This is a genomic window from Streptomyces sp. NPDC048659, from assembly GCF_040650575.1.
Classification (GTDB): domain Bacteria; phylum Actinomycetota; class Actinomycetes; order Streptomycetales; family Streptomycetaceae; genus Streptomyces.
On the sequence record NZ_JBEZHM010000018.1, the window covers coordinates 106,828 to 131,693 of the forward strand.

The following is a 24,866-nucleotide window of genomic DNA, read 5'->3' on the forward strand; positions in this document are numbered from 1 at the left end:
CTTCGAGGGGCAGGGTGGTCCTGGAGTACGGGAGCAACCTTAGGCGCAGCGTCCGGAAGCCCTGGACGCGGTGTCAGGAAGACAGCCGTGAGGAGAACCGTACTTATACGCACGGTTGTGCGATGTAACACCAAGGAGGCGTCAAGAAAGCGTTAAAGATTAGGTAAGGTAACGAAGTACCGGCGCTGGAGGAACGATCCAGCTGCGCGTGAGGGGAAGGATCGGCCACTGACTGTCCACCAGCTCAACGAACTCCTGCTCATCTGCTCGCTCGTACTGCTCATCGCTGTCGCGGCGGTGCGGATCTCCTCCCGGAGCGGGCTCCCCAGCCTCCTGCTCTATCTCGGGATCGGGGTCGCCATGGGGCAGGACGGCATCGGCAACGTCGCCTTCGACAACGCCGAACTGACCCAGGTGATCGGCTATGCCGCACTCGTGGTGATCCTGGCCGAGGGCGGCCTGGGCACCAAGTGGAAGGAGATCAAACCCGCGTTGCCCGCGGCGGTCGTGCTGTCGACCGTCGGCGTCGCGGTGAGCGTGGGCATCACGGCCTCGGCCGCGCACTACCTCGTCGGCCTGGAATGGCAGCAGGCCCTCATCATCGGCGCCGTCGTCTCCTCCACCGACGCCGCCGCCGTCTTCTCCGTGCTCCGGAAGGTGCCGCTGCCCTCCCGGGTCACCGGCGTCCTGGAGGCCGAGTCCGGCTTCAACGACGCCCCCGTCGTCATCCTCGTCGTCGCCTTCTCCACCGCCGGCCCCGTCGACGCCTGGTACCTGCTGGTCGGCGAGATCGCCCTGGAACTCGCCATCGGCGTCGCCGTCGGCCTCGCCGTCGGCTTCCTCGGCGCCTACGGACTGCGGCACGTCGCGCTGCCCGCCTCCGGCCTCTACCCGATCGCCGTCATGGCCATCGCGGTCGTCGCCTACGCCGCCGGCGCCATGGCCCACGGCTCCGGCTTCCTCGCCGTCTACCTGGCCTCGATGGTGCTCGGCAACGCCAAGCTCCCGCACGCCCCCGCCAACCGGGGCTTCGCCGAGGGCCTCGGCTGGATCGCCCAGATCGGCATGTTCGTCCTGCTCGGCCTGCTCGTCACCCCGCACGAGCTCGGCAACGACTTCTGGCCGGCCGTGATCATCGGCCTCGTCCTCACCATGGTCGCCCGCCCCATGGAGGTCTTCGTCAGCCTCCTCCCCTTCCGCATCCCCTGGCAGGAGCAGGCCCTGATGTCCTGGGCCGGCCTGCGCGGAGCGGTGCCGATCATCCTCGCCACCATCCCGATGGTCTCGGGGATCGAGGGCAGCGAGCGGATCTTCAACATCGTCTTCGTGCTCGTGGTCGTCTACACCCTGGTCCAGGGCCCGACCCTGCCCTGGCTGGCCAAGGCCCTCAAGCTGGGCGACTCGGCCGAGGCCGCCGACCTCGGCGTCGAGTCCGCGCCCCTGGAGCGGCTGCGCGGCCACCTGCTCTCCGTCGCCATCCCGGAGAAGTCCAAGATGCACGGCGTCGAGGTCGCCGAGCTCCGGCTCCCGGCCGGCGCCGCCGTCACCCTGGTCGTCCGCGAGGACGCCAGCTTCGTCCCCGGCCCCGCCACCGTGCTGCGCCGCGGGGACGAGCTCCTGGTGGTCGCCACCGACCCCGTACGGGACGCCACCGAGCGCCGGCTGCGCGCGGTCGGCCAGGGCGGCAAGCTGGCCGGCTGGCTGGGCACCGGCGGTGCCACCGCCATCGCAGCCCCGGACCGCCCCCGAGGCGCGTTTCCCAACCCGTTCCGGCGAACATCCGGTTAATCCCAGGCATTAATTCGGGCCTGAGGGCGCTTTCCCAGGCGGGAGGGCGCCCTTCCCTGTACCATGAAGGCACACTTGATCGAACCAACTCTGCCTGACGCAGAGCTGGCGCGACCGTATGGCGGCCAGCGCCCTTCCACCAACGTGGGGCCAGGTATCTACCGCAGTTCCGCGCAAGAGGACAGCTCTCGGCGATACCCGCACCACCCGTGCACGGGCCCGCTACCAGGCGGCGGAAAGGCATGGACCGTGGAGTCCACGGTCGTCTCCGAGAAGCGGCCCGGATACGGCGCGCTGCTTCGCACTCCGGGGGCTCTCTCCTTCGTACTGCCCGGCTTCGCGGCCAGGCAGCCCTTCGCGATGCTGACCATCGGCATCGTGCTGCTCGTCCAGCACACCACCGGCTCCTACGGCAGCGCGGGTGCCGTAGCCGCCGTGACCGGCGTCTCCATGGCGCTGTTCGCCCCCCAGACCGGCAAGCTGGCCGACCGCTTCGGCCAGCGGGCCGTCCTGATCCCCGGTGTGCTCGTCCACACCGCCTCGGTCTCCCTCCTCGTCGTGCTGGCCCTGGCCGGCGCCCCGATGTGGGCCCTGTTCCTGGCGGCCGTCCCCGCCGGTGCCTCCGTCCCGCAGGTCGGACCCATGGTCCGGGCCCGCTGGGCCGCCAAGCTGGACGGCACGCCCCTGATGTCGACCGCGGCGGCCTTCGAATCGGTCACCGACGAGTTCACCTTCGTCGTCGGCCCGGTCCTCGCCACCGCCCTGTGCACCGGCGTGCACCCGGCCGCCGGCCTGATCGCCGAGGCCACCCTCACCCTGATCGGCGGCCTGTTCTTCGCCGCCCAGCGCAGCACCCAGCCCGCCTTCGGCGCGGCCGCCGCCGGCCTCACGGACGGCGAGCCGCACCGCTCGGCCCTGTCCATCCCGGGTGTCCGGGTCCTGGCCGTCGCCCTCCTCGGCATCGGCTCGGTCTTCGGCGGGATGCAGGTCTCCCTCACGGCCTTCAGCCAGGAGATCGGCAACCCCGGCGCCAACGGTCTGCTGTACGGCGTCTTCGCCGCCGGCAACATGCTCGCCGGCATCGCCATGGGCGCCGTCGCCTGGAAGATGGGCCCGCGCCGCCGGCTGATCTTCGGCTACATCGGTCTCACCATCGCCGCCTCCCTCCTGTGGACCACGCACTCCGTGCTGCTGCTCGGAGCGCTCGGCCTGATCGTCGGTCTGTGCATCGCCCCGGCCCTGATCACCGCCTACACGATCGTCGAGACCCTGGTCCCGGCCTCGTCCCGCACCGAGGCGTTCACCTGGCTCACCGGCGCGGTCGCGCTCGGCCAGGCCGCCGCCGTCACCGTCGCCGGCCGGCTGGCCGACGCCCACGGCGCGAGCACCGGTTTCCTGGTGCCGATGGCGGGCACCGTGCTCGCCCTCATCACCCTGATCACGCTGCGCTCCCGGCTCCGGCCGCGCGCCGCGGGCCGCGTCGCCGCGCGTGGCATCGGTCACCGAGTTCCCGTGACGGTGGACTGAACCGGCGGAATACGTCACTATGGATCGTCGTTAGCACTCGATGAGTGTGAGTGCCAGGAGGAAGACAAGTGCCGACCTACCAGTACCAGTGCACCGAGTGCGGCGAGGGCCTCGAGGCGGTGCAGAAGTTCACGGATGACGCTCTGACCGAGTGCCCGAACTGCAAGGGACGCCTGAAGAAGGTGTTCTCGGCCGTCGGCATCGTGTTCAAGGGCTCCGGCTTCTACCGGAACGACAGCCGCGGCTCGTCGTCCAGCAGCTCGCCGGCCGCGTCGAAGTCCTCTTCGTCGTCGTCCTCCACCTCGTCGTCGTCTTCTTCGTCGACCTCGACCCCCTCGACTTCGTCCTCCTCGGACTCGAAGCCGGCGGCCTCGTCGAGCTCCACTTCGGCGGCCTGATCCCCCTTTCCCGCGCTGCCCTGCCGATCACCTTCGGCAGGGCATTTCGCGTTTGCCCGGGCGTTTCTTCTGGCGGCCTGCGGCTAGGGTGACCGCCATGACGAGCGACGTGTTCGCGGACATCGGTGTGATCGGCGGTTCGGGGTTCTACTCCTTCCTGGACGATGTGACCGAGGTGCCGGTCGACACCCCGTACGGCAGTCCCAGCGACTCCCTCTTCCTCGGCGAGCTCGCCGGCCGGCGGGTCGCCTTCCTTCCCCGGCACGGCCGCGGCCACAGCGTGCCGCCGCACCGGATCAACTACCGCGCCAACCTCTGGGCCCTGCGCTCGGTCGGCGTCCGGCAGGTCCTCGGGCCCTGCGCGGTGGGCGGTCTGCGCGAGGAGTTCGGCCCCGGCACCCTCGTCGTGCCCGACCAGCTGGTCGACCGGACGAAGGCCCGCGCGCAGACCTACTTCGACGGGGAGCCACGCCCGGACGGGGCCGTCTCGAACGTGGTCCACGTGACCTTCGCCGACCCCTACTGCCCCGACGGGCGCAGGGTCGCCCTCAAGGCCGCCCGGGGACGGGGCTGGGAACCCGTCGACGGCGGCACGCTGGTCGTCGTCGAGGGGCCGCGCTTCTCCACCCGCGCCGAGTCGCGGTGGCACGCGGCCGCAGGTTGGTCGATCGTCGGCATGACCGGCCACCCCGAGGCCGTACTCGCCCGGGAACTGGGACTCTGCTACACCTCCTTGGCACTGGTGACGGATCTGGACGCCGGCGCGGAGACGGGGGACGGCGTCTCACACTCCGAGGTCCTGCGGGTGTTCGGCGAGAACGTGGGCCGGCTGCGCGAGGTGCTCTTCGACGCGGTGGGCGCGCTCCCCGCGACGACCGACCGGGACTGCCTGTGCACCCGGGCCCACGATGGGTGGGACCTGGGGATCGAGCTGTCCTGACCTCGCGGCGGGGTGGGGAACGCCGCGGGACCGGACTCGCTCAAGCGTCGCCGACGCCGTCGCGCCGCGGCAATCGCCCGCGGGGGTGAGGAAGTTGTCCACAGCGGCCCGCTCGTCCACAGCCCGGAGCGGGATCCCGGCGGGGGCGGGATGGTGAGAGCGGTTCGCCGGACGGTCCGGCGGACGGCTCACGTCACGACGGGCGGTATCCGCGATGAACCCCGACTCCTGTCTCCCCCACACCCGCGCCTCGGTCCCCGCGCCGTGCGGCGTGCCCGCGTTCGATCCGCTGCGGGTGCGCGGCGGGCGGCTCCGGCTGCGGCGGGCCCTGCAACGCAGGCGCCTGGCCCCCGCCGCGGTGCTGGCCCTGACGGCCGCGACGCTGGCGGCGGCCGGCGCGGCCGGGGCCGACGACCTGGCCGCCCCACCGCCGCCCCGGCCCCCGGCGCAGGAGCGGCACCGGCCGCCCGTCCTGCCTCTGGTGTCGGCCCCGGTGCGGATCGCCGACGCGGAGACCGTGCGGCTGCTGCGGCCCGGCGACCGGGTGGACGTGATCGCCGCGCCGGGGATGTCACCGGGCGCGGCGGGGCGGTCGGGCGAGGCGCGGGTCGTGGCCTCGGGTGTCCGGGTGGCCGACGTGCCGGACCCGGGCGGGACCCCTTCGGACGGCGGGGCGTTGGTGGTCCTGTCCGTTCCCCGGTCGACGGCGGCCGAGCTCGCCGGTGCGGGCATGACCTCCCAACTGGCGGTGACCGTGTGCTAATTCGAACTGACCGCCTGTCAAGTCACCGTCCCGTGTGTACGGATTGGACGCCTCTGCGTCGATCGCGGCGTAATGACTCCGCACACTGCACACAAGACGAAGGGCACCACGGTGAGCGCGAAGAAGGAAAGCGTGCTGGAGGGCTTCAAAGCCTTCCTCATGCGGGGCAATGTCATCGACCTGGCCGTGGCGGTCGTCATCGGTGCCGCGTTCACCAACATCGTGAACTCGGTGGTGAAGGGCATCATCAACCCGATCGTCGGCGCCTTCGGCACCAAGGACCTGGAGAGCTACAAGTCCTGTCTCAAGGCCCCGTGCAAGATCGTGAACGGCGAGATGCAGGGCATCCAGCTGGAGTGGGGCCTGGTCCTCAGCGCCATCCTCAGCTTCATCATCACCGCGGCCGTCGTCTACTTCCTGATGGTGCTGCCGATGGCCAAGGTGCTGGCCAAGCGCGCCGCGCACGAGAAGGCGAAGGAAGGCGTCCAGGAGACCATGGAGATCAGCGAGCTGGAGGTCCTCAAGGAGATCCGCGACACGCTGGTCGCGCAGCGGGGTCCGTCCTCCGGCGCGGGCACCGGGGCGCACCCCGCCTCCTGACCGACGGCCCGCGCCGGAGTCAGAGGTGGTGCGGCGGCTTCTCGTCGAGGAAGCGCGCGAGGTCGGCGGCGCTGTCGCCGCCGGCCGGAGGCCGCTCGCCCCAGCCCCGGTCCGTGTCGTCCGCGGACTGCTGGTCCAGCGGATCGTCGAAGATCAGCGCCGGCCTGGGCCGGGGATCGGGTCGCGAGTCGGACTGCTTCGCTGCGCGCGGTCCGGGGTCGGAGGCGGTGCTCATGTCTTCAGGGTACGCCGGGGTCCCCGCCCCGTACCGGGCCGTCCGGGGGCCTCACGGGGCGGGGACGGGGCCGGGTCAGCGGTCCTTCGGGTCGAGCCGCCACAGTCCGAGGACCACGAGGAACGACAGGACGAGGAAGCCCGCTCCCCACCAGGCGGTGCCGGTGTCGCCGGCCATCCACTCGTCCACGACGACCGTCAGCCCCCACAGCTGGCCCACGACGACGGTGAGGGCCAGCACCAGGCGGGCGGTGAGCTTCGAGGAGCGTTCGGGTTCCTGCTCGCTCCCGGCGCCCGGGCCGGGGCCGGTGTTCCGGATCCGGGGGTCGCCGTAGCCGCTGGTGGGGCGGATCTGGGGGTAGCGCTCGTGGACCGGGCGGTTGAGGCGCGGCTGGGCGCTCCCGGGGGTGTAGGCGGGCGGGGGCTCCGGTGGGGGGCCCGGGGCGGCCGGGTCCTGGGGGAAGGGGGTGTCGGTCATGTCCGGCGGCTCCTCTCCAGGGTGCTGTCGAGGGGGCTGCCGCCGGCGCCGGGGCAGCCGAGGCGGCCCGCGAGTCCGGGACGGTCCTCGCCCAGCTGGCGGCAGAGCCCTTCCTGGACGCTCTCGCCGGAGCGTGTGGTGCCGACGGCCCAGACGCTGCCGTCGGTGCCCTCGACGAGGAGGACCTTGGGCAGGGGCCGGGGCGGCGGGCCCGCGGTCACCTCGCCGGTGCGGGCGTCGAAGATCCCCTCGTGACAGGGGCAGTACAGCTCGCCCTCGCTCCCCCGGTCCTTGCGCCAGAGCACGGCGCAGGCCAGGTGGGTGCAGACGGCGGAGTAGCCGGCCAGGGTGCCGTCCGCGAGGCGGATGGCGACGGCCCGGTCCTCCTCCTCCGGGTAGCGGAAGGCGATCGACTCGCCGGGCGGGAGCGAGTCGGCGATCTTCTTCGGTTCGGGGGGTCCGTCGCTGTCGCCGTGGCGGTGCAGGATGCCGGAGGCGACGCCGATGCCGCCGACGGCGAGGCCGCCGGAGACGGTGGCGACGATCCGCAGGTAGTCGCGGCGGGTGGTGAGGGAGTCGGCCGAGATCCGGTCGCGGAGGGCGGCCTGGGCGGCGTCGGGGGCTTCGGCGTCGGGTGCGTCGGGGCCGGGGTCGGGGGGCTGTTCGGTGAGGCTCATCGGACGTCCACTCCGTTGACTTCGACGATGGGCAGACCGCCGGGGACCGGCCACCGGACCTTGTCGGCGGGGACGACCATCGCCACGCCGGTGGAGACGGTGGTGGCGCCGAAGGTGAAGGAGTCGGCGACCTGGACGCCGGGGCGTTCGGCGCGCAGCTCTTCGAGGGTGCCGTAGAAGAGGGCGCCGGTGGGGCAGACGGTGGCGCACATGGGGGCGAGGCCGTAGGCGGTGCGGTCGTAGCAGAGGTTGCACTTCATCTGCAGCTTCGCCTGGAGGTCGATCTTCGGGACGCCGAAGGGGCAGGCGTTGACGCAGTTGGCGCAGCCGATGCAGCGGCTGGTGTCGGCCTGCTGCACGACGCCGTCGGCGGTGACGAGGATGGCGTCGGCGGGGCAGACCTCGGCGCAGGGGGCGACCGGGTCCTCGCAGTGCATGCAGACGGTGGGAAGGGAGGCGACGGAGCGCCCCTCGTCGGGGTAGTCGAGGTGGATCATCGACTTGCCGCGGTGCGAGTCGCATTCGCGGCAGGCGGAGACACATGCCTGGCAGCCGATGCAGCGGCCGGGGTCGATGAAGATGGTGCGGCCCATCATGTGCTGTGTCAGCTCCTCTCCGAGGTGCCTCGGCCCTGGGGGGCCGAGGGGGGCAGGGGGTCGTCGCGGGAGACCTGGGTCTCCGGGTAGGCGACCTGTCCGGGGGCGGTGGGGGGCGCGGGGACCTCGTCGACGCGCTCGGCCGGCTCGACGCGGGCGGCGCAGACCTTGTACTCGGGGATCTTGGAGCGCGGGTCGAGGGCGTCGATGGTCAGCGCGTTGGCCGAGGTGGGCACGGGCCAGTGGTACGGGATGAAGAGGGTGTCGGGGCGGATGGCCTCGGTGACCAGGGCGGGGAAGACCTCGCTGCCGCGGCGGGTGACGACGCGGACCGGGTCGCCGTTGCGGAAGCCGAGGGCGGGGTGGACCTCGACCCAGGGGCGGGGGGTCTGTTCGACGAGGGCGCCCAGGCGGCGGGTCTGGTTGCCGGAGAGGAAGTGGGCGACGGTGCGCCCGGTGGTCAGGGAGAGGGGGTATTCCTCGCTGTAGGGGTCCATGGGCGGGTGCCATTCGACGACCTGGAGGTGGATCTTGCCGTCGGGGTGGTAGGTCCGGCCGTCCTCGAAGAGGCGGGGGGTGCCGGGGTGCCGGGTGTCGGGGCAGGGCCAGGCGATGCCGCCGGTCTCCTCCAGCCGCTCGTAGGTGATGCCGTAGTAGTCGTTGACCGTGCCGGCGGAGGCGACGCGCAGTTCCTCGAAGACGGAGCGCGAGTCGGGGAAGTCGAACTTGTCGGCGACGCCGAGGCGCTTGGCGAGTTCGCAGATGACCCAGGTGTCGGTGCGGACGCCGGCGGGGGGTTCCTGGGCCTTGTTGTGCTTGACGACGCGGGCCTCGGCGTTGGCCATGACGCCTTCGTCCTCGGCCCAGACGGTGACGGGGAAGACGACGTGGGCGTTGGCCGCGGTCTCGGAGAGGAAGAAGTCGAACTGGGCGTGGAACTCGGCGGTGTCGTAGCCGTCCTTGACGGTGGCGTAGTTCGGGAGGGAGACGAAGGGGTTGTTGCAGATGCCGATGAGGCCGCGGATCTCGCGGCGCTGCATCTGCCAGACCATCTCCATCATGGAGGTTCCGGCCGGGGGCAGTTCGGCCTCGTCGATGCCCCAGATCTCGCAGATCTGGCGGCGGTGTTCGGGGTTGGAGATGTTCCGGCCGCCGGGGAGCATGTCGGACTTCTGGCCGTGCTCGCGGCCGCCCTGGCCGTTGCCCTGGCCGGTGATGGTGCCGTAGCCGGCGCCGGGGCGGCCGATGTGTCCGGCGGCGACGCAGAGGTTGATGATCGACAGGCAGTTCTCGACGCCCTGGGAGTGGTGTTCGACGCCTCGGGCGTGCCAGGCCATGGCCCGGTCCGCGCCGGCGAACATGCGGGCGACCTGGCGGATCTGCTCCTCGGGGACGCCGCAGATCTCGGCCGAGCGGGCGGGCGGGTAGTCGGCGACGGTCCGCTTGACCTCGTCCCAGCCGGTGGCGTGCGCGGCCAGGTACGCCTCGTCGGTGAGGCCCTCGGCGACGACGACGTGGAGGACGGCGTTGAAGAAGGCGGAGTCGGTGCCGGGCTTGAGGGCGACGTGGACGTCGGCGGTGCGGGCGATGGGGGTCTCGCGCGGGTCGACGACGATCAGGGTGGCGCCCCGGTCCCGGGCGCCCCAGAGGTACTGGGTCATCACGGGGAAGCATTCGCCGACGTTGGAGCCGGCGATCAGCAGGCAGTCGGTGAGGAGGATGTCGGAGAAGGGGTTGCCGGCCCGGTCGATGCCGAAGGCGAGCTTGTTGGCGCCGGCGGCGGAGACCATGCACAGGCGCCCGTTGTAGTCGACGTGCCGGGTCTTCAGGGCGACCCGGGCGAACTTGCCGACGAGGTAGGTCTTCTCGGAGAAGAGGCTGGCGCCGCCGAGCAGGCCGAAGGCGTCGTTGCCGTGCTCCTCCTGGATGCGGCGGATCTCGGAGACGGTGAAGTCGAGTGCCTCCTCCCAGCTCGCCTCGCGGAAGTCCTCGTCGCGGCTGCGGCGCATCAGCGGAGCGGTGAGCCGGTCGGGGTGGTTGACCTGCTGGTAGGCGTTGATGCCCTTGGGGCAGAGCCGCATGCGGTTGATGTCGTGGTTGCGGGGCTCGACGCCGAAGACCTTCCCGGAGTGGTCGACCCGCAGATACATGCCGCACTGGACGCCGCAGAAGCAGCAGTGGGTGGGGACGAGGGTCTCGCCGTTCTGGTCGGCGTGCCAGCGGTCGGCGGGGATGCCTCCGGCGTCGCGGAAGTTCCGGGTGCCGGGCGGGGCGACCGAGGGGTCGATGGGGAGCGGCTGCCCGGCCTGCGCGTGCGTCACTTGTAGCCCTTCTTGACGTGGGTGAGGTAGGCGTTGCCGCGCAGGACGCGCTTGCAGCGGGGGCAGTACTCGGCCCAGTCGTCGAAGTCGAGGCGGAGGTCGCGCATGGTGCCCTTGAGGTTCTCGACGTAGGGGGCGGCGTCGATGGGCTCGCCGCAGCGGCGGCAGGCGAGGAGGCCGTCCTCCGCGCCCGCGGGCCCGCCCGGGCCGGCCGCCTCCGCCGCCGTCTCCACCGCCGTCGTGGCGCCCGTGCCGGCCGCCACCGCTTCCATGGCCGCGACCTCGTCCGGGCTCGCCGCCGCCTTCTGCCGGGCCGTGTATTTGAACAGCTGCATCCCGACCGCCGCCGGGCGCTGCACGATGTGGAAGAACTTCCCGAAGGGGATGTAGATCAGGGTGAAGACCACGGAGACCATGTGGAGGATCGCCAGGAACTGGTAGCCGCCGCCGTGCAGGAAGATCGAGGAGAAGGTGAGCAGCAGGCCGGTCACCGAGATCACGATGAGGGCGATCAGCGGGATCAGGTCGTAGGCGAAGCGCTGTCCGGTGATGGCGCCTCGGTCCCTCATGCGGCGCCAGAGGAAGTAGGAGGCGCCGGGGATGACGAGGACGGCGGCGATGTCCAGGCCGTGGAACATCAGCCAGCCGATGAGGTTCAGCGAGTCGAAGCCGAGGACCTTGAAGCCCCAGATCCGCATCTCGTAGCCGGGGCCCGAGCCGGTGGACGAGGTGAAGGTGAACCAGCCCCAGGTGAGCGGGAAGGTGATCAGGGCGGCGAGCACGCAGCCCCAGAAGATGAGCTGGTGGGCGGCCCAGCGGGCGTGCGAGCGGGCGCCGAGGAACTTCTGGAAGCCGAGGTAGGTGGCGATCATCCGGGGCAGGGCGGTGGGCGCCCGGCGGAAGTTCTCGACGGAGAAGAAGGCGCTCCAGCCCTGCCGGAACAGGCGCCGGGCGCCGGGCGCGGAGATCCACACGGTGTAGCGGTAGGCGATGCCGAAGGCGAGGAAGACCGTGGCGACCGCGTACGGCAGGAGGGCCGAGTCGAAGTCGCGGAGCAGCCGGCTGCCCAGCACGATCGCGAGGATCAGCAGGAGGGAGACGACGACCCCCGCGAGGCTCGCGCGGCGGCGCACCTGGGCGGGGGTCTGCGGCGGCGGGGCGGCGGGGGCGGTCGGCGGTCCGGCGGCGGCCTGGGGCGGCTCGGCGGGTGCCTGCGGTGGCTCGGTCACGCGGTCACCGTAGGGCGGGTGATCCGCGTTTGTCCTGTTTTGCCATGCAGCCGGGTGAGCGTCCACCCGGCTGCCCGGGAGCGGCACGTCAGAGCGCGCCGCCCGTCCCTCACACGGCGTAGAGCCCGTGGGAGAGGAAGACCTCGCGCACGGCCTTGACCTGCTCGGGGGTCGGCGACGGGGTGTCGTGGAGGGTGAAGGGCTTGGCGAGTGCCTGCCACTTCGCTTCGCCGAGCTTGTGGAAGGGAAGGACGTCCACGCGGGAGACGTTGCCGAGACCTGCGGCGAAGGCGGCGACTCCCTCGACGTTCGCGGGGTCGTCGGTCAGCCCCGGGACGAGCACGAAGCGGACGTGGACCTCCTGGCCGAGGTCGGCGAGGCGCCGGGCGAAGTCCAGCGTCGGCCGCAGCGGCCGGCCGGTCACCTTCTTGTACGTCTCCGGGTCCCAGGACTTGATGTCGAGGAGGACCAGGTCGGTGTCGCGCAGCAGGGCGTCGGTGGCGCGCACGCCCAGGAAGCCCGAGGTGTCCAGGGCGGTGTGCAGCCCGAGCTCGTGCTTCATCCGGTGCAGGAGCTCACCGGTGAAGACGGGCTGGAGCAGGGGTTCGCCGCCCGAGACGGTGGCCCCGCCGCCGGACGCCGAGATGAAGCGGGTGTACTTGCCCGCCTCCGCGATCACGTCGTCGGCCGAGGTGCGCTTGCCGTTGCGCATCCGCCAGGTGTCGGGGTTGTGGCAGTACAGGCACGTGAGGGGGCAGCCCGACAGGAAGGTCACGAAGCGGGTGCCGGGGCCGTCGACGCCGGTGGACAGGTCCCAGGAGTGCACGGAGCCCTCGGAGGGCCGCTGGGTGGCCGCGGCGGCCAGGGTGGTGGGAAGGGTCGGAATGTCCGAGCCGAGGAGCACGGCCATGGCAGGGCCTCCTGTCCGGGCGGATGGAAGAAGAGGTGGTGCGGGGGAGGTACGGGGGTGAAGCGGTGGTGCGGCCGGGCCGGCCGGTGAGGGCCGGCCCGGGTCGGGAATCGCGCGCGGCTCCGGGACCCGGCTGAGGGTCGAGGGTTCGGGCCCCGGGGCCGCGCGGTCTGGGGCGGGCCGGCCGGTGAGGGCCGGCCCGGGGATCACAGGGACCCGTGGAAGGTGCGGTTCAGCACGTCGAGCTGCTGCTCGCGGGTGAGCCGGACGAAGTTCACCGCGTATCCGGAGACCCGGATGGTGAGCTGCGGGTAGTTCTCCGGGTGCTCCATCGCGTCCATCAGCACGTCCCGGTTGAGGACGTTGACGTTCATGTGGAAGCCGTCGCTGGCCATGTAGCCGTCGAGGACACCGGCGAGGTTCTTGATCCGCTCCTCGGGGGTGCGGCCCAGGCCGTCCGGGGTGACGGTGTTGGTCAGCGAGATGCCGTCCTCGGCGTCCTCGTACGGGAGCTTGGCGACCGACAGGGCCGAGGCCACGTAGCCGTGGGTGTCGCGGCCGTTCATCGGGTTGGCGCCCGGGGAGAAGGGCTCGCCGGCGCGGCGGCCGTCGGGGGTGTTGCCGGTCTTCTTGCCGTAGACGACGTTGGAGGTGATCGTCAGGACGGACTGGGTGTGCTCGGCGTTGCGGTAGGTCGGGTGCTTGCGCACCTTCTTCATGAACTCCTCGACCAGCCAGACGGCGATCTCGTCGACGCGCTCGTCGTTGTTGCCGTACGCCGGGAAGTCGCCCTCGATCGTGTAGTCGGTGGCCAGACCGGTCTCGTCGCGCACCGGGGTGACCTTGGCGTACTTCACCGCGGCCAGCGAGTCGGCGGCCACCGAGAGGCCGGCGATGCCGCAGGCCATGGTGCGGCGCACGTCGCGGTCGTGGAGCGCCATCTCGATACGCTCGTAGGCGTACTTGTCGTGCATGTAGTGGATGACGTTCAGGGCGTGGACGTAGACGTCCGCCAGCCACTCCATCTGCTCGTCGAACTTGCTCATGAGCTCGTCGTAGTCGAGCACGTCCGCGGTGATGGCACCGGTGGCGGGGCCGACCTGCGCGCCGGACTTCTCGTCGCGACCGCCGTTGATCGCGTAGAGGAGGGTCTTGGCGAGGTTCACGCGGGCGCCGAAGAACTGCATCTGCTTGCCGACCGGCATCGCCGAGACGCAGCAGGCGATGGCGGTGTCGTCGCCGAAGCGCGGGCGCATCAGCTCGTCCGACTCGTACTGCACCGAGGAGGTGTCGATGGAGACCCTGGCGCAGAACTCCTTGAAGCCCTGGGGGAGCTGCGGCGACCAGAAGACGGTCATGTTCGGCTCGGGGGCCGGGCCGAGGTTGTACAGGGTCTGGAGGTAGCGGAAGGAGGTCTTGCTGACCAGCGGACGCCCGTCCTCGCCCATGCCGGCGATGGACTCGGTGACCCAGGTCGGGTCGCCGGAGAACAGCTCGTCGTACTCGGGGGTGCGCAGGAAGCGGACGATGCGCAGCTTGATGATGAAGTCGTCGACCAGCTCCTGGGCCTGCTCCTCGGTGATGAGGCCGGCTTCGAGGTCGCGCTGGAGGAAGACGTCGACGAAGGTCGAGGTGCGGCCCAGCGACATCGCCGCGCCGTTCTGCTCCTTCACGGCGGCCAGGTAGGCGAAGTACAGCCACTGGATGGCCTCGCGGCCCGTGGTGGCGGGGCCGGAGATGTCGTAGCCGTAGGAGGCGGCCATGGCCTTCAGCTCGCCGAGGGCGCGCATCTGCTCGGAGAGCTCCTCGCGCAGCCGGATGGTCTCCTCGAGGGAGCGGTGACCGGCGGGGAGGGCGTTGAGCTCCTCCTTCTCCTCCTTCTTCACCGCGATGAGGCGGTCGACGCCGTAGAGGGCCACGCGGCGGTAGTCGCCGATGATGCGGCCGCGGCCGTAGGCGTCCGGGAGACCGGTGACGATGCCGGCCTTGCGGGCGGCGCGGATCTCGGGGGTGTACGCGTCGAAGACACCGGCGTTGTGGGTCTTGCGGTACTCGGTGAAGACCTTCTCCAGGTCCTCGGAGACCGGGTAGCCGTAGGTCTCCAGGGCGCCGGCGACCATGCGCCAGCCGCCGTACGGCATGATCGCGCGCTTGAGCGGCGCGTCCGTCTGGAGACCGACGATCAGGTCCTTGTCCCGGTCGATGTAGCCGGGGGCGTGGGCGGTGATGGTGGCCGGGATGTCGTACGAGACGTCGTAGACGCCCTTCGCGCGCTCCTCCGGGAACTTGTCCGTGATCGCCTTCCACACGGCGGTGGTCCGCTCGGTGGGGCCGGCGAGGAACGTGTCGTCGCCCTCGTACGGCGTGTAGTTCTGCTGGATGAAGTCACGGACGTCGATGGCGTCGCGCCAGAGACCGCCCTTGAAGCCCTTCCAGGCTCCCTCGTTCACCGTCGCTTCCGCAGGAGTCGCAGTCACTGCCCGCACCGCCTTCTCGATCGTTCCGACTTCGCATCGTTGCTTGCTTCCATTGCACTCCGTTTGATCGATCAAAGGGGGCGGCAATGGTCACCACTCGATGGCCGTAGGTCCTGTTCCGGGTACGGCGAAAGACCCCGCCGTGACGGGGTCTTTCGTGGAGCGGTCGAGCGCCGGTCAGCTGGGGGCCTCCGCGCCCTTGCGGGCGTAGAACCACCAGGCCACGACGGTGCAGCTCGCGTAGAAGGCGACGAAGCCCCACATCGCGCTGGTCACGGCCACCGAGCCGAACAGGGCCGGGATGAAGAAGAAGCCGTAGGCCGCGATGGCCGAGGTGAAGCCGGTGACCGCGCCGGACTCCATTTCCGCCTGCTTGAGGGCCTTGGCGTACTCCGGGGTGCCCTCGGCGAGGCCCTTCAGGTGGGTGCCGCGGAAGATCACCGGGATCTGCCGGAAGGTCGAGCCGTTGCCGATGCCGGAGAAGAGGAAGGCCGCGAGGAAGCAGAAGAAGAAGCCGTAGAACGAGCCGCCGTCGCCGCCCGAGGGCAGGAAGTTGATCACGCCGATGATGGCGACCGCCATGCCCACGAAGGACAGGATCGTCACCCGCGCGCCGCCCCACTTGTCCGCGATCCAGCCGCCCGCCCACCGGGCGAGGGCGCCGACCGCCGGGCCCATCCAGGCGTAGGTGGCGACCGAGTAGTCCGGGAAGGTGGTCTTGATCAGCATCGGGAGCGCCGCGGCGAAGCCGATGAAGGAGCCGAAGGTGCCGACGTACAGCCAGGTCATCAGCCAGTTGTGCTTGCGCTTGAAGATGACCTTCTGCTTGCTGAAGGGGGTGGAGGCCACCTTCAGGTCGTTCTGGCCGAACCAGGCCAGGGCCGCGAGCACGATCAGTACGGGCACCCAGATGAAGGCCGCGTTCTGGAGGTAGACCGGGGTGCCGTCCGCCTTGTGCTGGGCGGAGCCGATGGCGATCGTCGACCAGGTGATGACGATCGGGGTCAGCAGCTGGACCACCGAGACGCCCAGGTTGCCCAGGCCGCCGTTGATGCCGGTCGCGCTGCCCTTCTTGGCCTTCGGGAAGAAGAAGCCGATGTTGGCGAGGGAGGAGGCGAAGTTGGCGCCGCCGATGCCGCAGAGCGCGGCGATCGCGACCATCACGCCGTACGAGGTGGTGGGGTCCTGGATCGCGATGCCCAGCCAGATCAGCGGGACGATCAGCACCACCGTCGACAGGGCGGTGAAGCGCCGCTGGCCGATCATCGGGCCGAGGAAGGTGTAGAAGATCCGGGCCGTGCCGCCGGTCAGACCGGGGATGGCCGTCAGCCAGAACAGCTGGGAGGTGGAGAAGGAGAAGCCGACGTCCTTCAGGTTGGTCGCGGTGACCGACCACACCTGCCAGACGACGAAGGCCACCAGCAGCGCGGGGACCGCGATCCACAGGTTGCGGTTGGCGACCTTCCTGCCGACCGACTTCCAGAACAGCTCGTTCTCCGGCTCCCAGTCCGTGATGGGCCTGCCGGGACGGTACTGCTCGGTGTCGTACGAGGCGGGTGCCGGCCCGCCCTTCGTTCTGCTGTCCTGGACCGCGGAACTCATGACTTCCCCTGACTTCTACGAGTGGTTCTTGCCCTTCCAGGCTGCGCCGCGCCATAAGGCCGGCGTGAGAGCCGATGGTCTGCGGGGCGGGCGGCCTAGGTCCCGTCAGTCCCGGGCCTTAGGGACCTCCGGGACGGCCAGCAGCGGCAGCGACACCGAGGGGTCGTCCAGGCAGACGCCGGTCCGCAGGTCGAACTCCTGCTTGTGCATCGGGGAGGCCACGACGGGGACGCCGTCCCGGGTGCCCATGATCCCGTTGGCGATGACGTCGGCGCCCGAGAACGGGTCCCGGTTGCCCACCGCGTACACCTCGCCCGTGCCGTCCTTGAACAGCGCGGCCTCCGTCCCGTCGGCGAGCACCGCCGCCCGGCCCCGGCCCGGCTCCAGGAACCGCACCTCGGAGACGTGCGGGCTGAAGCGCTCCAGCGCCTCCGGGTCCTCCAGGACCGCCTGCCACTCGTCGCGGTACGCGGCCACGTGCCGCTCCATCTGGGCCTCCAGCTCGGCGCAGATCCCCAGCGAGTCCGCCACCAGCACCTCCCGCAGGTGCTCGATGCCGCCGCCGGTGCCGCCGAGCCGCTCCAGCCACGCGGAGGTGCGCTCCAGGCGCTCGCCGGTGCGGATGTAGTACATGAGGAAGCGGTCGATCAGCGCGAACAGCTCCGCCGCCGACAGGTCGGAGGCCAGCAGGTCCGCGTGGCGCGGGGTGGTGCCGCCGTTGCCGCCGACGTACAGGTTCCAGCCGCCGGCCGTGGCGATCACGCCGATGTCCTTGCCGCGGGCCTCCGCGCACTCGCGCAGACAGCCCGAGACGCCGCCCTTGAACTTGTGCGGGGCGCGCAGGCCCCGGTAGCGCAGCTCCAGGTCGATCGCGAGCTGCACCGAGTCGCCCTGCCCGAAGCGGCAGAACTTCGAGCCGACGCAGGACTTCACCGTCCGCAGCGACTTCCCGTACGCCTGGCCCGACTCGAAGCCCGCGCCGATCAGCCGGCGCCAGATCGCCGGGAGGTCCTCCTTGCGGGCGCCGAACAGGTCGATGCGCTGACCGCCGGTGATCTTGCTGTAGAGGCCGTGGTCGCGGGCCACCTCGCCGATCACGATGAGCTGCTCGGCGCTGATCTCGCCGCCCGGGACGCGCGGCACGACCGAGTAGGTGCCGTCCTTCTGGAGGTTGGCGAGGAACAGGTCGTTGGAGTCCTGGAGGGTGGCCTGCTCGCCCTCCAGGACGTGCCGCAGCCCGAGCTCGGGGGCGAGGGTGCCGAGGACGTTGGCGACGACCGGCTTGCAGACCGTGCAGCCGGAGACACCGGCCGGGCCGCCCGCGGAGCCCGCGGCGCCGTGCCGTTCCATCAGCTCGGTGAAGGAGCGGATGTGCTCGGTCCGGATCAGCTCGTACAGCTCGGCGCGGCCCAGCTCAGGGAAGTGCTCGCACAGCCCGCGCGGCTTCTCCACACCCGCCGCGTCCAGGACCGCCTGGAGGGTGTTGACGCAGCCGCCGCAGCCCGTGCCCGCCTTGGTGCAGCGCTTGACGCCGCCGACGTCGACCAGCCCGTGCTCGGCGATCGCCTCGCGCACGGCGCCCTTGGTCACGTTGTGGCACGAGCAGACGACCGCGTCGTCCGCGAGGGACTCGGCGCCCGGCAGCTGCCCCGCGCCCTCCCCCGCCGGCATCAGGAACGCCGCCGGCGGCGCCGGGAGCATGCGGCCCGCGTGCGGCTTCAGCGAGCCGTACGCCTCCGCGTCGCCGACCAGGATGCCGCCGAGGAGCTGGCCCTCCGGGCCCAGCAGCAGCTTCTTGTAGACGCCCTCGCGCCCGTCCGAGAACACGATCTCGGTGGCCTTCGGCACGTCGGAGAACGGGTCGCCGAAGGACGCCACGTCGGCCCCGAGCAGCTTCAGCTTCGTCGAGGTGTCGGCGCCGGTGAAGACGGTGTCGCCGTCGCCCGCCAGCCGGTCCGCGACCACCTCGGCCATCTGGTAGCCGGGCGCGACCAGGCCGTAGACCCGCCCGTCGCAGGTCTGCGCGCACTCGCCGACCGCGTACACGTACGGGTCGCTGGTACGGCAGTGCTCGTCCACCGCCACGCCGCCCCGGTCGCCGACCGCCAGCCCCGCCTCCCGCGCGAGCCGGTCCCGGGGGCGCACGCCGGCCGAGAAGACCACCAGGTCGGCGGGGATCCGCGTACCGTCGGACAGCTTCAGGGAGCGGACCCGGCCGTCGGCGTCCACGTCGACCTCGGCGGCGCCCACGCCGGTGTGCACGGCCACGCCCATCGACTCGATCGTGGCGCGCAGCGCCGCCGCGCCGCCGTCGTCGACCTGGAGCGGCATCAGCCGGGGCGCGAACTCCACGACGTGCGTGGCCAGCCCGAGGGTGCGCAGCGCGCCGGCCGCCTCCAGGCCGAGCAGCCCGCCGCCGATGACGACACCGCCGCGGACCGCGCCGCGGCTGCCGTCGGCGTTCTCGGCGTACGAGGTGAGGGCGTCGACGTCGTACAGGGTGCGGTACGTGAAGCAGCCGGTCGCGTCGGCGCCGGGGATCGGCGGCACGAAGGGGTACGAGCCGGTGGCCATGACCAGCGCGTCGTACGGCACGACGGCGCCGGAGGTGGTGGTGACCGTGCGGGCGGCGGTGTCGACGTGCTCGGCGGGGTCGCCGAGGCGCAGGTCGATCAGGCCCTCGTCGAGGGCGGGCAGGGCGAGGCCGCCGGGCTCGGTGCCGGTGAAGACCGAGGAGAGGTGCACCCGGTCGTACGCGGGCACGTCCTCCTCCGCCAGCACCACCGCGCGCCAGCCCGGCCCGCCGTCGGGCCCGGCGAGCGCGCCGCGCTCGGCCAGGGCCTCCAGCAGTCGGTGGCCGACCATGCCGTGGCCTATCAGCACGAGGTTCCGGGTCTGCTGGGCAGGGGCGGCAGCCATGGCGGTCTCCAGTGGGGGTGGCTGGTGGTGGTGCGGTGGGCGTGGCGGTACGGGAGGGCTCCCGCGCTCGTCGCCTTCGACGGTAGGTCGGCCAGCCCGCCCGCACGGCCCCGAAAAGGGCCCGATGCTCCGGGACTTGCGGCCCTGCGGGACGGGACCTGCGGCGGGGGCGGGCGGCGGGGGCGCGGGCATAGCGTGGGCGGTGTGGGGGCCGCGCCGCCGAACGACACCGGCGACGCGGCCCCGGACGGGGTTTCGGGGCGGGAGCTTCGGGGCGGGGGCCCGGAGAGGCTTCAGGCGGGACCGGGGCGGGGTGCCCGAGCGGGGGCTCCGGCGGGAATCCGGGGCGGGGCGCCCGAGGGGCGGCTCCGGCGGGAATCCGGGGCGGGAATCGGGACATTCGGAGTCCGGGACGCGGACCCCGGCGGCATCGCGGAGGCAGTCATGCGGGATCTCGTACTCGCCGTGCACGGCAGCGCCGTGCCCGAGGCCGGGGCGACCGTCGCCCGGCTCGCGGACGCGGTCGGCCGGCTCACCGGAGCGCCCGTCGCCGTCGCGCACCTGGACCACCAGAAGCCGTCCCTGCCGTACGTGCTCGCCGACCGGCCCGGCGCCGTCGTCGTGCCGCTGCTGCTCGGCGACGGCTACCACCGCACCGTGGACATCCCCTCCGTCGCCTGCCACTTCGACTGCGCCGTCACCCCCGGCCTGCGCGGCGAACCTGGTGTCGGGCTCGCCCTCCACGACCGGCTGCGCGCCGCCGAGCGGGCGGCCGGCGGGCCCGCCGACGCGGTCGTGGTCGCCGGCGCCGGTTCCTCCCGGCCGGGCGGCAACGACGGCACCCTGCGCGCCCTGGACCAGCTCGCGCACCTGATCCCGGTCCCGGTGGCCGCCGCGTACTGCTCCGCGACGGGCCCGGCGGCGCCGCCGGTCGCGGACGCCGTCGCCTCGCTGCACGCCCGCGGCTTCCGCCGGATCGCGGTCGCCGCGCACCTGCTGGCCCCCGGCCGCTTCACCCAGGCGCTGGCGGCGCTCCCCGACGTCTGGGCGGTCTCGGCGCCGCTGGCCGACCACCCGCGGATCGCTTGTGTGGTGGCGAAGCGCTACAAGGAGGCCGCGGCGGGACATCCGCCGGTCCCGGCGGGTCTGGCGGGCGGCAGCCGCTGAAGCGGGCGCGAGGTTTGCCGGGCGGCAGCCGCTGAAGCGGGCGTGAGCGGCTGAAGCGGGCGCGCACCGCGCGGGGCGGGTGTCCTGCCTGTCCGGCCGCCCCCGGGTCTGCTGTCCTGTGGGGCATGACACAACCGTTCCTGCCGCTCACCTCCCGCTCCCGCGAGGAGTCGCACCGCGCCTCGACGCCGCTGGAGCTCTTCTTCGACCTGTGTTTCGTCGTCGCCGTCGCCCAAGCGGGCGCCGAGCTGGTGCACGCCGTCGCCGAGGGGCACGCCGGATCCGGGGTCGTCAACTACGCGATGGTCTTCTGGGCGATCTGGTGGGCCTGGATGAACTTCACCTGGTTCGCCTCGGCCTACGACAACGACGACGTCCTCTACCGGGTCGTCACCCTCGTCCAGATCGCCGGTGTCCTGGTCCTCGCCGCCGGGGTCTCGCGCGCGTTCGAGGACCACGACTTCACCGTCGTCTACATCGGCTACGTCGTGATGCGCCTCGCGCTCTCCTCCCAGTGGCTGCGCGCCGCCCACCACACCACCGACCCGACCGAGCGGACGATGTGCCTCCGGTACGCGGGCGGGGTCGTCGCCTGCCAGGTCGGCTGGGTCGCGCTGCTGCTGGTGCCCGAGAACGCGCGCCTGTGGGTGTTCCTGGTGATGGCGCTGGCCGAGATGGCCGTCCCCATGTACGCGGAGAAGGACGTCAACTCGGAGTGGCACCCGCACCACATCGCCGAGCGGTACGGCCTGTTCACGATCATCGTGCTGGGCGAGTCGATCGCCGCCGCGACGGTCGCCGTGAAGTCGGGGGTCACGGAGAACGACGCCCTGCGCGAGCTGCTGCCGATCGCCGCGGGCGGGCTCCTCATCGTCTTCGCCGCCTGGTGGATCTACTTCGTCGCGCCCGCCCACGACCGGCTGGCCGACAACCACAAGGGCTTCCTCTGGGGCTACGGCCACTTCCTGATCTTCACCTCGGCCGCCGCGATCGGCGCCGGCCTCGAGATCGCCGTCGAGCAGGCCGTCGGCAAGGCCCACATCTCCACCCTGGCCGCGTCCTCCGCCGTCACCATCCCCACCGCCGTCTTCCTGCTGAGCGTGTGGCTGCTGCACGCCCGCTACTTCAAGGTGGGGATCGCCCAGCAGGCGGTGCTGCCGGGCTCCGCGTTCGTCGTCCTCATGTGCACGTTCGCCGGGCACTGGGCGGTGTTCGCGGCCGGTCTGGCCGCCGCCGCCACGGTCGCGCTGGGGGTGACCCTGACCGCGACCAACCCGGCCACCCGGGCCGCGCGCTGAGCGGTGCCGCCGCCCGGCGCGGCGCCGCGTGGTACGCAGGGGACATGACACTGCATCGGCACGACGCACTCACCGACGTGGGCGGCCTGCGGGTCGGCCACGCGCGGGTCCCCGGCGATCGGGCGCTGTCCGGGACCACCGTCGTCCTCGCCCCGGAGGGCGGGGCCGTGGCCGCCGTGGACGTACGGGGCGGGGGCCCCGGCACCCGCGAGACGGACGCGCTGGACCCGCGCAACCTGGTCCAGCGGATCGACGCCGTCGTCCTCACCGGCGGCAGCGCCTACGGGCTCGACGCGGCGGGCGGGGTGATGGCCTGGCTGGCGGAGCGGGGGCGCGGGGTGCGGGTGGGGCCGGACCCGGCGCACGTGGTGCCGGTGGTCCCCGCCGCCTGCCTCTTCGACCTGGGCCGGGGCGGCGACTTCGCGGCCCGCCCCGACGCCTCGACCGGGCGGGCGGCGGTGGCGGACGCCGCGGCGACCGGGCCGTACGCGCCGGTGGCGACGGGCTCGGTGGGCGCGGGCACGGGCGCGGTGGCGGGCGGGCTCAAGGGCGGGGTGGGGACCGCGAGCGCCGTCCTGGAGTCGGGGATCACGGTGGCGGCGCTCGTCGTGGTCAACGCGGTCGGCTCGCCGGTCGACCCGGACACGGGCGTGCCGTACGGGGCCTACTTCGCGGGCGGGCGGCCCGACTTCCCCGACCCGGCCGTGCACGAGGCGGCGCGGCGCCGGCTCGCCGAGGCGCGGGAGAAGCTCGCCCCGCCGCCGATGAACACCACCCTCGCGGTCGTCGCCACGGACGCGGCGCTGACCCGCGCCCAGGCGCAGAAGCTCGCCGGGACGGCGCACGACGGCATCGCGCGCGCCGTCCGTCCGGTGCATCTCCTCAACGACGGCGACACCGTCTTCGCCCTCGCGACCGGGGACCGGGAACTGCCCCCGGAGGGCGGCCCGCTCGCCCTCAACGAGATCCTCGCGGCGGGCGCCGACACGGTCACCCGCGCCATCGTCCAGGCGGTTCTCGCCCCGGCGACGGGGGTGACGGGGCCGGGCGGCGACCATCCCGCGTACCGCGAACTGTACGGCGGGACGTACGACGACTAGCCCCCCGAACCGACTGCCGGTATACCAAAGGAAGTTGACGAACTCGTCCGGGGGCGCGGGAACTCGATGCGCGCGCCCGTTCGTTTTCCCGAACGCCGGACACGATGTCAGACCCAGGGACTACGTTTAGCAAGCACCAAGTGACATGCGGCGACGGCCTGGAGACCCCCTTGAACGATCCGCACGATCCGCAGGATCCTTCGCACGATCCGTACGAGACGACCGACACCCAGGTTGAGCGGCTCCTCGGCAGGGCGCTCAACTCCTTCGACCTGCCCGACTCCACGGTCGAGCGCCTTGTGTCGGCGCTCGCGCACTCCAGCACGCTGCACTCCTCGCACCACAGCGCGTCGCTGCACCGCACCACCTACCGGCACGCCTATCTGCTCGCCGACGGCACGGCCCTCACCCTGTGGGAGCTGGTGCACAACTCCGGCCGCGACGGCACCGAGCACCACGAGCTGTACGAGGACGAGTCCGAGGCCCGGCTCGCCGCCTCCCGGCTGCCCTCGGGCCCCTCGCTCGGCTGGAGCGTGGAGCGCGCCGACGGCGGCCGGCCCGACGAGGACGACGACCTGGAGGTGCTGAGCGCGCTCCTCGCGCGCCCCATACCCGCCCAGCCCCGGGTGTACGTGCCGGACAACTCCGCGGACCACGCCCGCCGGGTGCTCCGGCGCGCGGAGAACGCGGACCGTCCCGGCGAGGCCGTGGCCCGGCGGCTCCGGCTCGCCTTCGGGCACCACATCACCCAGGCGTTCGGGCGCCAGTGCACGATGGAGGGCGGCCGGGACGCCGGCTTCACCCTCTACGAGCACCAGTTCCTGCTCCTCGACGGCAGCGAGGTCAGCCTCTGGGAGGTCGAGCACACGGCGACCCCGGACGGGCGCCACATGTGCGAGGTGTACGAGGACGAGCGCGCCGCCCGCGGGGCGATGGAGTCCCGCTCCCGCGTCCGCTGACCGCCCTCGGCCACGCCGCTCCCGGTCCGCCGCGCGCTCAGCCCGCGCGGCGGACCAGGAGGGCGACCGTCACGCCGGTCAGGCGCTCGGTGCCCGTCGCCGTGTAGCGGGCCCGCAGGGCGCGGGCCTGCGCCGGGGGCAGCGCGTCCAGCGGGTCGGCCTCGCCCGCCGGGACGAGCAGCCACAGCCTGGGCGCCCCGCGCGCCCGCAGACAGCGCGCCGGATCCGCGCACTCCGACGCCCACAGCTCCGCCCGGTCGGCCGCCGGGCGGTCCAGGAAGACGTCCGGCAGCACGCCCGGCGCGCGCAGTTCGCGGGGCAGATAGTGCCGGGCGCCCGCGTCCAGCAGCCGCCAGCGGTCCTCGCCCCGGGCGTAGACCACCGCGTCCCTGGGCCGGTGGTAGGCCCGGACGGTGGCCGCCGCGCCCCGGTGGTCCACCCCGTGCCAGAAGTGCGCGTACGGCTGCCGCAGCTCGCCCTGCTCGGGCAGCGTGAGCAGGGCGAGCACGGCGGGGACGGCCAGGACCGCGAGCCCCGCGCGCCGGGGGCGGGCGCCCGGGAGCCGGGCCGCCCGGAGCCCGGCCGCCGCCAGCACCGCCCAGGCGGGCAGGGTGAAGAGCAGATAGCGCGCGTGGAAGTAGGACACCTCGCCGTGCGAGGCCGTCCACAGGAGCAGCGGGGGCGCCAGGGCCGCGACGCTCACCGCCGCCACCCGGGCCCGCGCGGCCCGGCTCCCGGGCGCCGCCCAGGCGAGCACCCCGAGCACCAGCACGGCCCCCGCGACCGGGCCCGCGCCGAACAGCTGCGGCCAGAGCCCGGCGAGGGCGGCCGGGTCGGGCTCCGGGATCCACGCGATCTGCCGCCCGGCCTGCGCCCGGCCGAG

20 protein-coding genes and 1 pseudogene are annotated in these 24,866 nt (G+C 72.5%); 10 read left to right on the top strand and 11 right to left on the bottom strand.

All coding sequences use genetic code 11. The features are described from left to right. Nucleotides 1–228: 228 nt before the first annotated feature. The 6 genes from AB0C99_RS16780 to mscL all read left to right on the top strand — a co-directional run bounded on the left by AB0C99_RS16780 (nt 229) and on the right by mscL (nt 6,016). Nucleotides 229–1,788 (top strand): potassium/proton antiporter, encoded by a 1,560-nt coding sequence (locus AB0C99_RS16780; protein ID WP_362475520.1) that lies wholly within the window; start codon nt 229–231, stop codon nt 1,786–1,788. Nucleotides 1,789–2,037: 249 nt separating this feature from the next. Then, nucleotides 2,038–3,315: an MFS transporter gene (locus tag AB0C99_RS16785; RefSeq protein ID WP_362475484.1), complete on the top strand. Its 1,278-nt coding sequence runs from the start codon at nt 2,038–2,040 to the stop codon at nt 3,313–3,315. Between the two features lie 68 nt (nt 3,316–3,383). Next, entirely contained in the window at nt 3,384–3,713 is a 330-nt protein-coding gene (locus AB0C99_RS16790) for an FmdB family zinc ribbon protein (protein ID WP_362475485.1), read from the top strand. A gap of 97 nt (nt 3,714–3,810) precedes the next feature. Then, nucleotides 3,811–4,653 (top strand): S-methyl-5'-thioadenosine phosphorylase, encoded by an 843-nt coding sequence (locus AB0C99_RS16795; RefSeq protein WP_362475487.1) that lies wholly within the window; start codon nt 3,811–3,813, stop codon nt 4,651–4,653. Nucleotides 4,654–4,867: 214 nt separating this feature from the next. Then, nucleotides 4,868–5,416, top strand: coding sequence for a hypothetical protein (locus AB0C99_RS16800; RefSeq protein ID WP_362475488.1), 549 nt, complete (start codon nt 4,868–4,870; stop codon nt 5,414–5,416). A gap of 111 nt (nt 5,417–5,527) precedes the next feature. Next, a complete protein-coding gene (gene mscL / locus AB0C99_RS16805) occupies nt 5,528–6,016 on the top strand; it encodes a large conductance mechanosensitive channel protein MscL (protein ID WP_362475489.1) in 489 nt (162 codons plus the stop codon). Between the two features lie 19 nt (nt 6,017–6,035). Here the strand turns inward: mscL and AB0C99_RS16810 are convergent, their stop codons facing one another. From AB0C99_RS16810 to nirB, 10 genes are all read right to left on the bottom strand, one after another. Further along, the gene (locus tag AB0C99_RS16810) at nt 6,036–6,251 is read right to left on the bottom strand and encodes a hypothetical protein (RefSeq protein ID WP_362475491.1); all 216 of its coding nucleotides are present in this window, start codon (nt 6,249–6,251) and stop codon (nt 6,036–6,038) included. Nucleotides 6,252–6,326: 75 nt separating this feature from the next. After that, entirely contained in the window at nt 6,327–6,728 is a 402-nt protein-coding gene (locus tag AB0C99_RS16815) for a DUF6755 family protein (protein WP_362475492.1), read from the bottom strand. Beyond that, entirely contained in the window at nt 6,725–7,405 is a 681-nt protein-coding gene (locus AB0C99_RS16820) for a Rieske (2Fe-2S) protein (protein ID WP_362475493.1), read from the bottom strand. The genes AB0C99_RS16815 and AB0C99_RS16820 overlap by 4 nt, the downstream gene beginning before the upstream one ends. Continuing rightward, nucleotides 7,402–8,001 carry a 4Fe-4S dicluster domain-containing protein gene (locus AB0C99_RS16825; protein ID WP_362475495.1) on the bottom strand — a complete coding sequence of 200 codons (600 nt, stop codon included), beginning with the start codon at nt 7,999–8,001 and terminating at the stop codon, nt 7,402–7,404. Before AB0C99_RS16825 ends, AB0C99_RS16820 begins: the two co-directional genes overlap by 4 nt. A gap of 8 nt (nt 8,002–8,009) precedes the next feature. Next, a complete protein-coding gene (locus tag AB0C99_RS16830) occupies nt 8,010–10,322 on the bottom strand; it encodes a molybdopterin oxidoreductase family protein (protein ID WP_362475496.1) in 2,313 nt (770 codons plus the stop codon). Beyond that, nucleotides 10,319–11,455 (bottom strand): MFS transporter, encoded by a 1,137-nt coding sequence (locus AB0C99_RS16835; protein WP_362475522.1) that lies wholly within the window; start codon nt 11,453–11,455, stop codon nt 10,319–10,321. Before AB0C99_RS16835 ends, AB0C99_RS16830 begins: the two co-directional genes overlap by 4 nt. 205 nt (nt 11,456–11,660) lie before the next feature. Next, nucleotides 11,661–12,461, bottom strand: coding sequence for a pyruvate formate-lyase-activating protein (gene pflA / locus AB0C99_RS16840; protein WP_362475497.1), 801 nt, complete (start codon nt 12,459–12,461; stop codon nt 11,661–11,663). A 206-nt stretch (nt 12,462–12,667) separates the two neighbouring features. After that, nucleotides 12,668–14,947: a formate C-acetyltransferase gene (gene pflB / locus AB0C99_RS16845; RefSeq protein WP_362475498.1), complete on the bottom strand. Its 2,280-nt coding sequence runs from the start codon at nt 14,945–14,947 to the stop codon at nt 12,668–12,670. Between the two features lie 168 nt (nt 14,948–15,115). After that, nucleotides 15,116–16,540 (bottom strand): MFS transporter, encoded by a 1,425-nt coding sequence (locus AB0C99_RS16850; protein WP_362475500.1) that lies wholly within the window; start codon nt 16,538–16,540, stop codon nt 15,116–15,118. Between the two features lie 105 nt (nt 16,541–16,645). Beyond that, nucleotides 16,646–19,459, bottom strand: coding sequence for a nitrite reductase large subunit NirB (nirB, locus tag AB0C99_RS16855; RefSeq protein ID WP_362475501.1), 2,814 nt, complete (start codon nt 19,457–19,459; stop codon nt 16,646–16,648). A gap of 444 nt (nt 19,460–19,903) precedes the next feature. On the opposite strand from nirB, the gene AB0C99_RS16860 reads away from it, so the two are divergent. The 4 genes from AB0C99_RS16860 (at nt 19,904) to AB0C99_RS16875 (ending at nt 23,983) form a co-directional block, all read left to right on the top strand. Further along, nucleotides 19,904–20,626, top strand: a complete 723-nt coding sequence (locus tag AB0C99_RS16860; RefSeq protein WP_362475503.1) for a CbiX/SirB N-terminal domain-containing protein — start codon at nt 19,904–19,906, stop codon at nt 20,624–20,626. A 125-nt stretch (nt 20,627–20,751) separates the two neighbouring features. Then, entirely contained in the window at nt 20,752–21,924 is a 1,173-nt protein-coding gene (locus tag AB0C99_RS16865; protein ID WP_362475505.1) for a low temperature requirement protein A, read from the top strand. 44 nt (nt 21,925–21,968) lie between these two features. Further along, nucleotides 21,969–23,024: a P1 family peptidase gene (locus AB0C99_RS16870; protein ID WP_362475507.1), complete on the top strand. Its 1,056-nt coding sequence runs from the start codon at nt 21,969–21,971 to the stop codon at nt 23,022–23,024. 104 nt (nt 23,025–23,128) lie between these two features. Further along, a complete protein-coding gene (locus AB0C99_RS16875; RefSeq protein ID WP_362475509.1) occupies nt 23,129–23,983 on the top strand; it encodes a DUF6227 family protein in 855 nt (284 codons plus the stop codon). 37 nt (nt 23,984–24,020) lie between these two features. Here AB0C99_RS16875 and AB0C99_RS16880 read toward each other — a convergent pair. Continuing rightward, a pseudogene (locus AB0C99_RS16880) lies at nt 24,021–24,866 on the bottom strand (hypothetical protein); the annotation flags it as partial.

Excerpts from the sequence above, each read along its gene's own strand:
- AB0C99_RS16875 (WP_362475509.1), top strand. The coding sequence starts at position 23,129 with ATGTCAGACCCAGGGACTACGTTTAGCAAGCACCAAGTGACATGCGGC.
- AB0C99_RS16870 (WP_362475507.1), top strand. The coding sequence starts at position 21,969 with ATGACACTGCATCGGCACGACGCACTCACCGACGTGGGCGGCCTGCGG.
- AB0C99_RS16820 (WP_362475493.1), bottom strand. The coding sequence starts at position 7,405 with ATGAGCCTCACCGAACAGCCCCCCGACCCCGGCCCCGACGCACCCGAC.
- AB0C99_RS16810 (WP_362475491.1), bottom strand. The coding sequence starts at position 6,251 with ATGAGCACCGCCTCCGACCCCGGACCGCGCGCAGCGAAGCAGTCCGAC.
- AB0C99_RS16825 (WP_362475495.1), bottom strand. The coding sequence starts at position 8,001 with ATGATGGGCCGCACCATCTTCATCGACCCCGGCCGCTGCATCGGCTGC.
- AB0C99_RS16860 (WP_362475503.1), top strand. The coding sequence starts at position 19,904 with ATGCGGGATCTCGTACTCGCCGTGCACGGCAGCGCCGTGCCCGAGGCC.
- AB0C99_RS16800 (WP_362475488.1), top strand. The coding sequence starts at position 4,868 with ATGAACCCCGACTCCTGTCTCCCCCACACCCGCGCCTCGGTCCCCGCG.
- AB0C99_RS16795 (WP_362475487.1), top strand. The coding sequence starts at position 3,811 with ATGACGAGCGACGTGTTCGCGGACATCGGTGTGATCGGCGGTTCGGGG.
- AB0C99_RS16865 (WP_362475505.1), top strand. The coding sequence starts at position 20,752 with ATGACACAACCGTTCCTGCCGCTCACCTCCCGCTCCCGCGAGGAGTCG.
- pflA (WP_362475497.1), bottom strand. The coding sequence starts at position 12,461 with ATGGCCGTGCTCCTCGGCTCGGACATTCCGACCCTTCCCACCACCCTG.
- AB0C99_RS16850 (WP_362475500.1), bottom strand. The coding sequence starts at position 16,540 with ATGAGTTCCGCGGTCCAGGACAGCAGAACGAAGGGCGGGCCGGCACCC.
- AB0C99_RS16815 (WP_362475492.1), bottom strand. The coding sequence starts at position 6,728 with ATGACCGACACCCCCTTCCCCCAGGACCCGGCCGCCCCGGGCCCCCCA.
- nirB (WP_362475501.1), bottom strand. The coding sequence starts at position 19,459 with ATGGCTGCCGCCCCTGCCCAGCAGACCCGGAACCTCGTGCTGATAGGC.